This window comes from Kitasatospora sp. NPDC101183, from assembly GCF_044767945.1.
In the GTDB taxonomy this organism is placed as follows: Bacteria; Actinomycetota; Actinomycetes; order Streptomycetales; family Streptomycetaceae; genus Kitasatospora.
The window spans coordinates 306,386-318,468 of record NZ_JBIWOW010000009.1 but is presented as its reverse complement, the minus strand read 5'-3'; the positions used below and the strand labels follow the sequence as shown (position 1 = coordinate 318,468).

At 73.2% G+C, this 12,083-nt stretch carries 10 protein-coding genes; 2 read left to right on the top strand and 8 right to left on the bottom strand.

Annotated elements, in window-relative coordinates; all coding sequences use genetic code 11:
* Window positions 1-379 precede the first annotated feature (379 nt).
* The gene (locus ACIRRS_RS15755; RefSeq protein ID WP_402970448.1) at window positions 380-2,890 is read left to right on the top strand and encodes a CDP-glycerol glycerophosphotransferase family protein; all 2,511 of its coding nucleotides are present in this window, start codon (window positions 380-382) and stop codon (window positions 2,888-2,890) included.
* Between the two features lie 52 nt (window positions 2,891-2,942).
* On the opposite strand, the gene ACIRRS_RS15750 is transcribed toward ACIRRS_RS15755, so the two are convergent.
* The 6 genes from ACIRRS_RS15750 to ACIRRS_RS15725 all read right to left on the bottom strand — a co-directional run bounded on the left by ACIRRS_RS15750 (window position 2,943) and on the right by ACIRRS_RS15725 (window position 8,473).
* On the bottom strand, window positions 2,943-3,497 hold the full coding sequence (locus ACIRRS_RS15750) for a 2'-5' RNA ligase family protein (RefSeq protein ID WP_402970445.1): 555 nt from the start codon (window positions 3,495-3,497) through the stop codon (window positions 2,943-2,945).
* Window positions 3,494-4,537, bottom strand: a complete 1,044-nt coding sequence (gene trpS / locus ACIRRS_RS15745) for a tryptophan--tRNA ligase (RefSeq protein ID WP_402970442.1) — start codon at window positions 4,535-4,537, stop codon at window positions 3,494-3,496. The genes ACIRRS_RS15750 and trpS overlap by 4 nt, the downstream gene beginning before the upstream one ends.
* 30 nt (window positions 4,538-4,567) lie before the next feature.
* Window positions 4,568-5,893: a hemolysin family protein gene (locus ACIRRS_RS15740; RefSeq protein ID WP_402970439.1), complete on the bottom strand. Its 1,326-nt coding sequence runs from the start codon at window positions 5,891-5,893 to the stop codon at window positions 4,568-4,570.
* A gap of 83 nt (window positions 5,894-5,976) precedes the next feature.
* Entirely contained in the window at window positions 5,977-6,969 is a 993-nt protein-coding gene (locus ACIRRS_RS15735; RefSeq protein ID WP_402970437.1) for a malate dehydrogenase, read from the bottom strand.
* 202 nt (window positions 6,970-7,171) lie between these two features.
* Window positions 7,172-7,597: a DUF3017 domain-containing protein gene (locus tag ACIRRS_RS15730; RefSeq protein ID WP_402970434.1), complete on the bottom strand. Its 426-nt coding sequence runs from the start codon at window positions 7,595-7,597 to the stop codon at window positions 7,172-7,174.
* 21 nt (window positions 7,598-7,618) lie between these two features.
* On the bottom strand, window positions 7,619-8,473 hold the full coding sequence (locus ACIRRS_RS15725) for a bifunctional methylenetetrahydrofolate dehydrogenase/methenyltetrahydrofolate cyclohydrolase (protein ID WP_402970431.1): 855 nt from the start codon (window positions 8,471-8,473) through the stop codon (window positions 7,619-7,621).
* 463 nt (window positions 8,474-8,936) lie between these two features.
* Here ACIRRS_RS15725 and ACIRRS_RS15720 point away from each other — a divergent pair, with 463 nt between their 5' ends.
* Window positions 8,937-9,590 carry a hypothetical protein gene (locus ACIRRS_RS15720; RefSeq protein WP_402970428.1) on the top strand — a complete coding sequence of 218 codons (654 nt, stop codon included), beginning with the start codon at window positions 8,937-8,939 and terminating at the stop codon, window positions 9,588-9,590.
* Window positions 9,591-9,666: 76 nt separating this feature from the next.
* Here the strand turns inward: ACIRRS_RS15720 and purH are convergent, their stop codons facing one another.
* A complete protein-coding gene (gene purH, locus ACIRRS_RS15715) occupies window positions 9,667-11,244 on the bottom strand; it encodes a bifunctional phosphoribosylaminoimidazolecarboxamide formyltransferase/IMP cyclohydrolase (protein WP_402970426.1) in 1,578 nt (525 codons plus the stop codon).
* The gene (gene purN, locus ACIRRS_RS15710) at window positions 11,241-11,900 is read right to left on the bottom strand and encodes a phosphoribosylglycinamide formyltransferase (protein ID WP_402970424.1); all 660 of its coding nucleotides are present in this window, start codon (window positions 11,898-11,900) and stop codon (window positions 11,241-11,243) included. Before purN ends, purH begins: the two co-directional genes overlap by 4 nt.
* Window positions 11,901-12,083: the final 183 nt, after the last annotated feature.

The window sequence follows — 12,083 nt, the reverse complement described above, 5'->3', positions numbered from 1 at the left end:
CGGGCCGGCTGGCGTCCGCTTCCCGGCACCCCTAAGCGCCCGCGCCCGGGGGGGGCGGCGCCTTGCGCCCCGGTTTTCCCCCGCCCCCCCCGGGGCCCCCCCCCGGGGGGGGGGCCGCCCGCCCCGGGGATTCCTGGGAATCACCTGAGAGAAACAACACGTCGTTTACGACCATTTGAGTCCGCTTTGCGCTCGGCCTGGTGATTGGCGCGCGAATTTCCGAGGAAATTCGCCGCTCCGTACAGTTGACCAGGGGCGTCGCCCCGGTATGGGATGTGAAATCGGCCCTCGACCCGCCCCCCTCGGCGCGGACCGCCGGCCGCGCTCCCGGTACACCGCCATGCCCGGGAGTCCCGTTCCTTGAAGGGCCCATCCCGCCATGCCAGCGCTCACACGGTTCGTCCTCCCCCACGCCGCCCCCCGTGTGACCGCCGCCCGCAGCGCCGCCGACGAGGACGTGGTCTTCGGCCTGCTGCGCGCCCGCTGGCACGCCCGGGGCCTGGAGCTCACCGGCTTCTCCCGCCCCCTGGACCTCGACACCGGCCGCCCCGGCTCCGCCTGGACCTGGCTGACCCTGCGCCACCGGGACGCCTCGCGCCCGCCCGTCCACCTGCGCTCGCGCCCGAGACGGATGCCCGAGGTCACGGACGACAGCGCCCAGCCCGAGTTCAACCACGACTGGTCCGGCTTCACCGCCGTCGTCGAGCCCTCCCGGCTGCGCCGCGACGGCCGCTGGCTGCTGGGCGACTGGCGGATCGAGACCACCCTGTTCACCCGCCCCCGCCCCGCCCGGCTGCGGCGCCGCTACGGCGCGCTCGCCCCGCACTGGTGCGGCTCCGGCGAGTACCCGCCGGCGCGCTGGGTGGACCGCGACGTCCGCCTCCAGCCGTTCTTCGAGGACGGCCGCCTCACCCTGCGCCTGGAGCGCCCCAACGCCCGGCTCACCGGGGCCTCCCCCGCCGGGGACGGCCTCGACCTGCGCGGCGCCGCCGACTCCTGCCCGTCCGGCACCGTGCTGCGGCTGCGCCACCGCGAGAGCGAGGCCGTGGTCGAGCGCCCCCTCGCCCGCACCGGCAACACCTTCACCGTCCACCTGCCCTACCGGCCGTTCACCGAGGACGGCCGCGGCACCCGCGACCTGGAGCACTGGGACGCCGAACTGCTGTACCCCGACGGCGGCACCGAGCAGCTCTGCCTGGACGAGCGCGGCGGCCCGGTGGCCGGCCAGCACCGGCTGCCGGACGCCCCGGACCGGGTGCTCTACCTCAAGCACCTCGCGGACGGCCGCCTCCAGGTCTGCGTCCAGCCCCCGGCCGGGTTCGTCGACCGGATCACCGGGCACGCCGGCGGCTTCGAGCTGTCCGGCCACTGCCCGGGCGCGGCCGAGGACGGCCTGGAACTCGTCCTGCGGCACGACGCCCTCGCCGACGAGGTCCGCACCCCGATAGCCACCACCGGCGACGGCCGCTTCCTCGCCCGGGTGCCCGCGACCCGCACCGGCTCGGACGGCGTCGCGCTGCCGCTGCGCAAGGGCGTCTGGGGCGTCACCCTGGAGCCCGCCGACCGCTCCGGCCCCGGCCGCCCGCTGCTCGCCGCCCCCGCCGTACTGCCCTCGCTGCCCGCCACCACCACGGCCGGCGGCAAGCGCGTCCTGCTCCAGCGCCGCTGGGCCGACACCCTGCTGGTGGACTCCACCCCGGTGCTGGACCCCGCCGAGCGCAGCGCCTTCACCCAGCAGCGCCAGCGCACCGGGCACTACCCGGCCGCCCGCCGGGAGCCCGTGCGCGAGGCGGTGCTGTACGACGTGTTCGGCGGCCGCGGGTACGCGGACTCGCCGCGCGCGGTGCACGCCGAACTCGCCCGCCGCGGCGAGCCGTTGGAGCACCTGTGGGTCGTCGACGACGCCCAGGCCGAGCTGCCGCCCGGGGTCAGCGCCGTGCGGATCTGGAGCCCGGAGTGGTACCGCGCGCTGGCCACCTGCCGCTACCTCGTCGGCAACACGCACTTCCCCGACTTCCTGGAGCGCCGCCCCGGCCAGGTCGTCGTGCAGACCTGGCACGGCTCGCTGCTCAAGCGGATCGCCCACGACGTCGAGAACTCCTGGCTCTCCGACCACGGTTACCTGGACGCGCTCGACCGCGAGACCCCGCAGTGGAGCCTGCTGCTCTCCCCCAGCCCCTTCGCCACCCCGATCCTCCAGCGCGCCTTCCACTACGAGGGCGAGGTGCTGGAGTCCGGCTACCCCCGGGGCGACGTGCTCGCCGCGCCGGACGCGCGCACCGCCGAGGCCGTGCGCCGCAAGCTCGGCGTCCCGGACGGCAAGCGGATCGTGCTGTACGCGCCGACCTGGCGCGAGGACCAGCAGCGCGGGGACGGCGACGGCTTCCGGCTCGACCTGAAGCTGGACGTGGAGCACGCGCGGCGCCTGCTCGGCGAGGACCACGTGCTGCTGATCCGCCCGCACTCGCACGTGCGCGAGCCGCTGCCCTCGGCGGGCGACGGCTTCCTGTACGACTGCGGGGACTACCCGGACCCGCAGGAGCTGCTGCTCGTCGCGGACGTGCTGGTGACGGACTACTCGTCGATCATGTTCGACTTCGCGATCACCGGCCGCCCGATCTACTTCTTCACGTACGACCTGGAGCACTACCGCGACACCCTGCGCGGCTTCTACTTCGACTTCGAGGAGGACGCCCCGGGCCCGCTGGTGCCGACCTCCGCCGAGCTGCTCGGCGCGCTGCGCGAACTCGCGGACGGCGGGGCCGACCTGCCGCACGGCTACGCCGCGCGCTACCGCCGCTTCCGGGCCGAGCACTGCGCCCTGGACGACGGCGGAGCGGCCCGGCGGGTGGTCGACCGGATGCTCGAACTCGGGCGCAGGGAAGCGTAGTTCGCGCAGTTCAGGAGAAGCGGTTCAGGAGAAGCGGTTCGGGAGAAGGCGTTCAGGAGAAGACGTAGTCCCGCCAGGGGCGCCAGACCTCGTCCGCGTCGAACCGGGAGAGCGAGAACCCCGGCACCCTGAAGGCCGCCCGGTAGCCGCGCGCCTGCTCGTAGGCCTGGTCGAGCGCCTCCTCGGGCAGGCCGTGCGCGACCGTCACGTGCGGGTGGTACGGGAAGGCCAGCTCCCGGGCCAGCGGGCCCGAGCGGACGTCCGCCTGGAGCAGCCGGCACTCCTGCGCGCCCTCCTCGACCCGGACGTACACCACCGGGGAGACGGGGCGGAAGGTGCCGCCGCCGCGCAGCAGCATCCGGAACGGCCGGTGCGCGGCCGCCACCGCCGCGAGGTGCTCCTCGATCTTGGGCAGGGCCTCGGCGGGCACGTCGGTCGGCGGCAGCAGGGTGACGTGGGTCGGTATCGACCGGGCCTGCGGGTCGCCGTTCGCGGCCCGGGCGTCCTGGATCTGCGCGGCGTACGGCTCCGGGACGGTCACGGACACGCCGATGGTGAGCAGCTCCGGGAGCCGCTCACCATCGGGCAGTTGTGTGAGCGGAGTCACCGCTTGGCGGCCGGGAGGAAGCCGATCCGGTCGTAGACCGTCTCCAGGGTCAGGGAGGCCACCGCACGGGCCTTCTCCGCGCCGATCGCGAGCACCCGGTCCAGCTCCGCCGGGTCGTCCAGGAAGCTGCGGGTGCGCTCCTGGAAGGGGGTGACCCACTCGGTGAACAGCTCGGCCAGCTCGGTCTTGAGGGCGCCGTACATCTTGCCCTCGAAGTGCGCGACCAGCTGCTCGACGGACTGGCCGCTGAGCGCGGAGTGGATGCGCAGCAGGTTGGAGACGCCGGGCTTCTGCTCCTCGTCGTACGAGACGACGGTGCCGGTGTCGGTGACGGCGCTCTTGAACTTCTTGGCGCTGACCTTCGGCTCGTCCAGCAGGCTGACCAGGCCCTTGGGCGAGGAGGCCGACTTGCTCATCTTGATCCCCGGGTCCTGGAGGTCCTGGATCTTGGCCGTCTCCTTGAGGATGTAGGCCTTGGGGACGTTGAAGGTCGGCTCGTAGCGCGAGTTGAAGCGCTCGGCGATGTCGCGGGTGATCTCCACGTGCTGGCGCTGGTCCTCGCCGACCGGGACGGCGTCCGCCTGGTAGAGCAGGATGTCCGCGATCTGCAGGATCGGGTAGGTGAACAGGCCGACGGTGGTGCCCTCGGCGCCGTACCGGGAGGACTTGTCCTTGAACTGGGTCATCCGGGAGGCCTCGCCGAAGCCGGTGAGGCAGTTCATCACCCAGGCGAGCTGCGCGTGCTCGGGCACGTGCGACTGGACGAACAGGGTGCAGTGCTCGGGGTCGAGGCCCGCGCCGAGGAGCTGGGCGGCGGAGACGCGGGTGTTCTCGCGCAGGACGGCCGGGTCCTGCGGAACGGTGATGGCGTGCAGGTCGACCACCATGTAGAAGGCGTCGTTCTCCTCCTGCAGGTCGACCCACTGGCGCACCGCGCCCAGGTAGTTGCCGAGGTGGAACGAGCCCGAGGTGGGCTGGATGCCGGAGAGCACCCGGGGACGGTCCTTGACCGGACCGGTGGCGACCGCTGCGTTGACCATGCGGGCCATTGTTCCAGTTCCCCCGCCCGGTCAGGAAACCTCCGGAGCATCGGGTTCCGGCGGTGTGACGGCACTCACCCCGACCCGGGCGATCCGACGGCCCTCCAGCTTGGCGACCGTCAGCAGCACGCCCTGGCCGTTCTCGGCGACGATCCGCGCCTGGTCCCCCTGCCGGGGCAGGTGGCCGAGGGAGGCGACCAGGCAGCCGGCCACCGTCTCGTACGGGCCCTCGGGCAGCACCACGCCGGTCTCCTCCTCGAAGTCGCCGAGGTTGAGCAGGCCGTCCAGCTCCACGCCGCCGCCGGCGAGGCGGCGGGTGGTGGCGGTCTCGGGACGGTCGTACTCGTCGCGGATCTCGCCGACGACCTCCTCGACGAGGTCCTCCAGGGTGACGATGCCGGCCGTGCCGCCGTACTCGTCGACGACGATGGCCAGGTGGTGGCCCTCGCGGCGCATCTCCCCCATCGCCTCCAGCACCCGCTTGGTGCCGGGCAGCAGCTTGACGGGCCGGGCGAGGTCGCGGACCTTGGCGGCCTGCTCGCCGCGGGCGCCGTAGAGGTCCCGGACGTGGACGAAGCCGACGACGGCGTCGGCGCTGCCCTCGACCACGGGGTAGCGCGAGTGCGGGGCCGTCTCGGACTGGTGGCGCACGGCGGCGAGCGGCCGCTCGGCGTCCAGGAAGGTCACCTCGGTGCGCGGGACCATCACCTCGCGCAGCTGGCGCTCCCCCGCGGAGAACACGTCCGCGATCAACGTCCTCTCGTCGCTGCCGAGTTCGGTGTTGGCGGCGACGAGCCCGCGCAGCTCCTCGGAGCTCATCGAGCCGCGGCCGGCGGCCGGGTCCCCGCCGAGGAGGCGGACCATCAGGTTGGTGGAGTGGCCGAGCAGCCAGATCACCGGGCGCAGCACCACCGACATGACGTCCACCACGGGGGCGGAGGCCACGGCGATGGACTCGGCGCGCTGGAGGCCGATGCGCTTGGGGGTGAGCTCGCCGAGCACCAGCGAGACGTAGCTGATCACCAGGGTGAGGCCGACCAGGGCGAGGGCGTCGGCCATCCCCGGGGAGAGCCCGGCCTCCACGAACAGCGGGGCGACCTTGCCGGCCAGGGTGTCCGCGCCGAAGGCGGCGGAGAGGAAGCCCATGCAGGTCACGCCGACCTGGACGGCGGCCAGGAAGCGGTTGGGGTCGGCGGCCAGGTGCGCGGCGCGGGCCGAGCGCCGGGTCCCGCGCGCCTCCAGCGTCCGGATCTGGCCCTCGCGCAGCGAGATCAGCGAGATCTCGGCGACGTTGAACAGCCCGCCCAGCAGGATGAAGACGAGGACGAGCGCGGCGTCGCCGATGGTTTCGTTCACAGCCGGTCAGTGTAGGACCGCCATTCGACGCCGACGGCCCGCCGCCCCTGGACGGGGAGACGGGCCGTACGCGGATCGCGGGCTCAGATGAGGCCCAGCTCCTGGACCGCGTCGCGCTCCTCGACCAGCTCGTTGACCGAGGCGTCGATGCGGGCGCGGGAGAAGTCGGAGATCTCCAGGCCCTGGACGATCTCGAACGCGCCGTCCTTGGTGGTGACGGGGAAGGAGGAGATCAGGCCGGCCGGGACGCCGTAGGAGCCGTCGGAGACGACGCCCATGGAGGTCCAGTCGCCCTCGGCGGTGCCGTTGACCCAGGTGTGCACGTGGTCGATGGCGGCGTTGGCGGCCGAGGCGGCCGAGGAGGCGCCGCGGGCGTCGATGATGGCGGCGCCGCGCTTGGCGACGGTCGGGATGAAGTCGCCCTCCAGCCAGGCCAGGTCGCTGCCGACGGCCTCGAAGGCCGGCTTGCCGGCGACCTCGGCCTGGAAGATGTCCGGGTACTGGGTGGCGGAGTGGTTGCCCCAGATGGTGACGCGCTTGATGTCGGAGACCAGGGCGCCGGTCTTGGCGGACAGCTGGCCGACGGCGCGGTTGTGGTCCAGGCGGGTCATCGCGGTGAAGCGCTCGGCCGGGACGTCCGGGGCGTTGCGCTGGGCGATCAGGGCGTTGGTGTTGGCCGGGTTGCCGACGACCAGGACCTTGATGTCGTCCGCGGCGTTGTCGTTGATGGCCTTGCCCTGCGGGCCGAAGATGCCGCCGTTGGCCGACAGCAGGTCGCCGCGCTCCATGCCGGCGGTGCGCGGGCGGGCGCCGACCAGCAGGGCGACGTTGGCGCCGTCGAAGGCCTCGTTCGGGTTGTCGGTGATCTTGATGTCGCGCAGCAGCGGGAAGGCGCAGTCGACGAGCTCCATGGCGGTGCCCTCGGCGGCCTTGAGGCCCTGCGGGATCTCGAGGAGGCGCAGGTTCACCGGCACGTCGGCACCGAGCAGGTGGCCCGAGGCGATGCGGAAGAGCAGCGCGTAGCCGATCTGGCCGGCCGCTCCGGTGATGGTGACGTTGACGGGGGTGCGAGTCATTTCTACCTTCTCCAGCAGATCGCCAGGTGCCCCAGGCACACCGGCGCTGGAGCCAGGGATGGTCTCTCGACATCGAGAGACCGGCGTCAGATTACCGCAAAGCGACGCGCGTGCCGGGCGCACGGTCGTGGCTGATGCGTCACAGCGCGGCGTCGGCCCCCGCCCGGTGTTCCCGGGGCGGGGGCCGACGCGGACCCGCAGGTCAGTGCTTGGGCCTGCCGATGAGCTGCCCGATGTTGTCCAGCCAGGGCATCTCCAGCCACGGGTTCGGCTGCGCGACCAGCGTCAGCAGCACGATCGAGGCGCCCAGGAAGCCCATCACGATCACGTCGGTGAAGCGGCTGCGCACCGCCAGCATGCCGACCTCCGGCATGACGAGCCGCAGCACGGCGCCCAGCAGCACGCCGCAGCCGAGGATCAGCAGCCCGTACTTGAACCCGTCCTTGAAGTCGGCGAACCAGGTGACCGCGAGGCCGGCCCCGACCACCGACAGGACCAGGGTTATCGGCCACTGCCGCACCGGCAGGGCGTGGCCGGAGCCGAGGGCCGCGCGCGAGCCCTCGGGCGGCAGGGTGCCGGTGGTCTTGACCGGCCTGCGCCGGGACCGCGCCGGTCGCGGTTCAGACATGCTCGCCGTCTCCCTGGGGTGTCAGACGCCGGCGCGGCGCTCGGCCGCCACGACGATGTTGTTCAGCAGCATCGCGCGGGTCATCGGGCCCACGCCGCCCGGGTTCGGGGAGATCCAGCCTGCGACCTCGGCCACCCCCGGGTGCACGTCGCCGACGATCTTGCCCTCGCTGCGGCTGACGCCCACGTCCAGCACCGCGACGCCCGGCTTGACGTCCTCCGGCTTGATCAGGTGCGGCACGCCGGCGGCGGCCACGATGATGTCGGCCTTGCGCAGGTGGTAGGCCAGGTCCCGGGTGCCGGTGTGGCACAGGGTGACGGTGGCGTTCTCGCTGCGGCGGGTCAGCAGCAGGCCGATCGAGCGGCCGACGGTGATGCCGCGGCCGACGACGACCACCTCGGCGCCGTCGATCGTGACGTCGTGGCGGCGGAGCAGCTCGACGATGCCCAGCGGGGTGCACGGCAGCGGGCCCTCGATGCCCAGGGCGAGGCGGCCGAGCGAGGTCGGGTGCAGGCCGTCCGCGTCCTTGTCCGGGTCCATGAGCTCGAGGACGGGGTTCTGGTCCAGGCCCTTGGGCAGCGGCAGCTGGACGATGTAGCCGGTGCAGGTCGGGTCGGCGTTGAGCTCGCGGACGACGTTCTCGACGTCCTCCTGGCTCGCGGTGGCGGGCAGCTCGCGCTGGATGGAGGCGATGCCGACCTCCGCGCAGTCCTTGTGCTTGCCGTTGACGTACCAGCGGCTGCCCGGGTCGTCGCCGACCAGGACGGTGCCGAGGCCGGGCGTGACGCCCTTCGCCTTGAGGGCCGCCACGCGGGCGGCGAGTTCGGACTTGATCGCGGCGGCGGTGGCCTTGCCATCGAGAATCTGGGCAGTCATGAACCCATTCTCCCGGATCGCGGAACGCCCCCGAACCAGGGGCGGCACCCACCCGGCGTCCGGCCGACGTTGCGGTTGCGCCACAGTCTCGCGCCGTGCCCGGGAACCGGCTGGACAGGGCCCTGCCGTCCGGTTGACGATGGCCTGGCATACCCTGCCGCGACCGGCCCCGTGACGGGCCGCCGGACACCGCGGCGGGGCGTACCCGGGGGAAGACGTGAGCCGACCGCAGCAGACCGAGCAGCCCGACCGCCCATGCGCGCGGCCCTTCGCCGCGCGCCCGCGCAGGGCCGTTCCGGGCGCCCGCTCGTCGCGGCACTGAGCCCGGGACCGCCGTCACCGTCGACGGCGCGTCGGTGCGCTCGACCACCGTCCCGTCCCGGTCGGTGACCCCGACCCGCCGGCCGCACCCGGGTCCTCCGCCGTCCCGTCCCCGCGTCCCCGCAACTGCCCGGAGGCATCCATGAGTTACCCGCCCGACCCGAACAACCCGTACGGCCCGCCGCAGCCGCAGCCCCAGGGGTACGGCTACCCGCAGCAGCAGCCCCAGCCGCAGCCGGCCGCGTACGGGTACCCGCAGCAGCCCCAGCAGGCGGCGTACGGCTACCCCCAGGCGGCCGGCTACGGCTACCCGCCGGTGGCCCAGCCGCAGTCCATGCCGGGCCTGGTGATGACCACCCGGGTGCTGCTGTTCGTGATCGGCGGCGTGCAGGTCCTCATCATGGGCGCGCTGTTCATCGGGGCCGCCGGGGCGAAGTCGGTGGCCAACCAGCACAGCTCCAGCTCCACCACCACGGCGTTCGGCAACATGGCGGCGGGCATCCTGCTCGTCTTCGCGGTGCTGTACCTGCTCGCGGCGATCCTCTCGATCACGCTCGGTGTGAAGTTCGGCAGCGGCGGCCCGGCGACCCGTGTCACCACGATCGTCTACGCCTCGATCTTCCTGCTGATCGGCGCCTTCGTGATGATCAGCGGCATCGCCGGCAGCTCCCAGACGCCGGGCAGCGCCGGGTTCGGCATCGTCTTCGGCGGGCTCTGGTGCGGCATCTGCATCCTGTGGATCGTCGCCATGAGCACCCGCGACGGCGTGGCCTGGTTCAACCGGCCCCGCTACTGATCCCTGACGCGGTGGACGCAGAGCGGCCCGGCCCCCTCCTCGGAGGGGGCCGGGCCGCTCTGCTGCGCCGTCAGGCTCAGTGGAAGAAGTGGCGCGCGCCGGTGAAGTACATCGTCACGCCAGCCTTCTGCGCGGCCTCGACGACCTGCTCGTCACGGATCGAACCGCCGGGCTGGACGATCGCCCTGACACCGGCGGCGATCAGGATCTCCGGGCCGTCCGGGAACGGGAAGAAGGCGTCCGAGGCGGCGTACGAGCCCTTGGCCCGCTCGCCGGCCCGCTCGACCGCGAGCTTGCAGGAGTCGACGCGGTTGACCTGGCCCATGCCGACGCCGACCGAGGCGCCGTCCTTGGCCAGCAGGATCGCGTTGGACTTGACGGCCCGGCAGGCCCGCCAGGCGAAGGCCAGCTCGGTCAGCTCGGCCTCGGAGAGCGCCTCGCCGGTGGCCAGCGTCCAGTTCGCCGGGTCGTCGCCCTCGGCGTGCACCCGGTCGGCGTCCTGGAGCAGCACGCCGCCGGAGACGGGGCGCACCTCCTGGCGGTTGGCCGGGGCGCCGTCGGCGAGCAGCACGCGCAGGTTCTTCTTCTTGGTCAGCACCTCGAGGGCGCCGTCCTCGTAGCCCGGGGCCACGACGACCTCGGTGAAGATCGGGGCGATCTGCTCGGCCAGCGCGACGGTGACCGGGCGGTTGACGGCGATCACGCCGCCGTACGCGGAGACCGGGTCGCACTCGTGGGCCTTGCGGTGCGCCTCGGCGACGTCGGCGCCGGTGGCGATGCCGCACGGGTTGGCGTGCTTGATGATCGCGACGGCCGGCTCGGCGTGGTCGTAGGCGGCGCGGCGGGCGGCGTCGGTGTCCACGTAGTTGTTGTAGGACATCTCCTTGCCGTGCAGCTGCTCGGCGCCGGCCAGGCCGCCCGTGCCGTCGCTGTAGAGCGCGGCGCCCTGGTGCGGGTTCTCGCCGTAGCGCAGCACGTTCTGGCGCTCCCAGGTGGCGCCGAGGAACGCGGGGAAGTCCGCGTCGCCGGGGGCGTAGCCGGCCTCGAACCAGGAGGCGACGGCCACGTCGTAGGCGGCGGTGTGGGCGAACGCGGCACCGGCCAGGCGCTTGCGGGTGGCCAGGTCGAAGCCGCCCTCGCGGACGGCGGTGAGCACGTCCTCGTAGCGGGCCGGGTCGACCACGACGGCGACCGAGGGGTGGTTCTTGGCGGCGGCGCGGACCATGCTCGGGCCGCCGATGTCGATCTGCTCGACGCACTCGTCCGGGGTGGCGCCGGAGGCGACGGTGGCCTTGAACGGGTAGAGGTTCACGACGACCAGGTCGAAGGGCTCGACGCCCAGCTCGGCCAGCTGCGCGCGGTGCGACTCCAGGCGCAGGTCGGCGAGCACGCCGGCGTGCACGCGGGGGTGCAGCGTCTTCACGCGCCCGTCCAGGCACTCCGGGAAGCCGGTCAGCTCGGAGACCTCGGTCACCGGGACGCCGGCGGCGGCGATGCGCCCGGCGGTGGAGCCGGTGGAGACGATGGCGACCCCGGCGGCGTGCAGGCCCTGGGCCAGCTCCTCCAGACCGGTCTTGTCGTACACGCTGATCAGCGCGCGACGGATCGGACGGACGTTCTCCGAAACGGGCGTGGTGGTGGAGCTGGCACTCATGCCGGAATCCATACCTTTCGGTCCTCGATGCGGTGACCTTCGCGGGCCAGCCGGCCCACGACGTCGACGAGCAGCTTGCGCTCGACAGTCTTGATGCGCTCGTGCAGCGCGTCGCCGCCATCGGCGTGGTCGGCGTCGACGACCTCGACGACGCCCTGCGCGATGATCGGCCCGGTGTCCACACCGGCGTCGACCAGGTGAACGGTGCAGCCGGTGACCTTCACCCCGTACGCGAGGGCGTCGGTGACGCCGTGGGCGCCGGGGAAGGCGGGCAGCAGTGCGGGGTGGGTGTTGACGATCCGCCCGGCGAAGGCCGCGACGAACTCCGGGCCGAGGATCTTCATGAAGCCGGCCGTGACGACCAGGTCCGGCTCGTGGGCGGCGACGGAGGCGGTCAGCGCGCGGTCCCAGGCGGCACGGTCCGCGAAGTCCTTCACCCGGTGGACGAACGTGGCCACGCCCGCCTTCTCCGCGCGCTCCAGGCCGGCGATCCCGTCCCGGTCGGCGCCGACGGCGAGGATCTCGGCGCCGTAGGCCGGGTCGGCGACGGCGTCGATCAGCGCCTGCAGATTGGTTCCGGAGCCGGAGACCAGCACCACCAGACGGGCCGGTCCGGGCGTGCGGGGCGGGAAGAGCTGGGCGGGGGCGGCGGCCACTGCGCGATTCTCCGTAGGTCGGGCGCCGCCCGCTGGTACGTCCACCGGCGGTGGGGCCACTACGAACGGCAGGTCGAGCGAGGGGGAACACCAGGAGAACCCGCCGCGACGCGGGCCCCGGGGAACCGTGGTGAGCTGCTGACCGTCACCACGATAACGGCTGGTCGGACGGCCTCCACACGC

What these genes read in the sequence shown, in the direction of transcription:
- purH (WP_402970426.1), bottom strand. Translation starts at nt 11,244, where the DNA reads ATGAGTGCCAGCTCCACCACCACGCCCGTTTCGGAGAACGTCCGTCCG.
- ACIRRS_RS15755 (WP_402970448.1), top strand. Translation starts at nt 380, where the DNA reads ATGCCAGCGCTCACACGGTTCGTCCTCCCCCACGCCGCCCCCCGTGTG.
- ACIRRS_RS15730 (WP_402970434.1), bottom strand. Translation starts at nt 7,597, where the DNA reads ATGTCTGAACCGCGACCGGCGCGGTCCCGGCGCAGGCCGGTCAAGACC.
- trpS (WP_402970442.1), bottom strand. Translation starts at nt 4,537, where the DNA reads ATGGTCAACGCAGCGGTCGCCACCGGTCCGGTCAAGGACCGTCCCCGG.
- ACIRRS_RS15720 (WP_402970428.1), top strand. Translation starts at nt 8,937, where the DNA reads ATGAGTTACCCGCCCGACCCGAACAACCCGTACGGCCCGCCGCAGCCG.
- ACIRRS_RS15735 (WP_402970437.1), bottom strand. Translation starts at nt 6,969, where the DNA reads ATGACTCGCACCCCCGTCAACGTCACCATCACCGGAGCGGCCGGCCAG.
- ACIRRS_RS15725 (WP_402970431.1), bottom strand. Translation starts at nt 8,473, where the DNA reads ATGACTGCCCAGATTCTCGATGGCAAGGCCACCGCCGCCGCGATCAAG.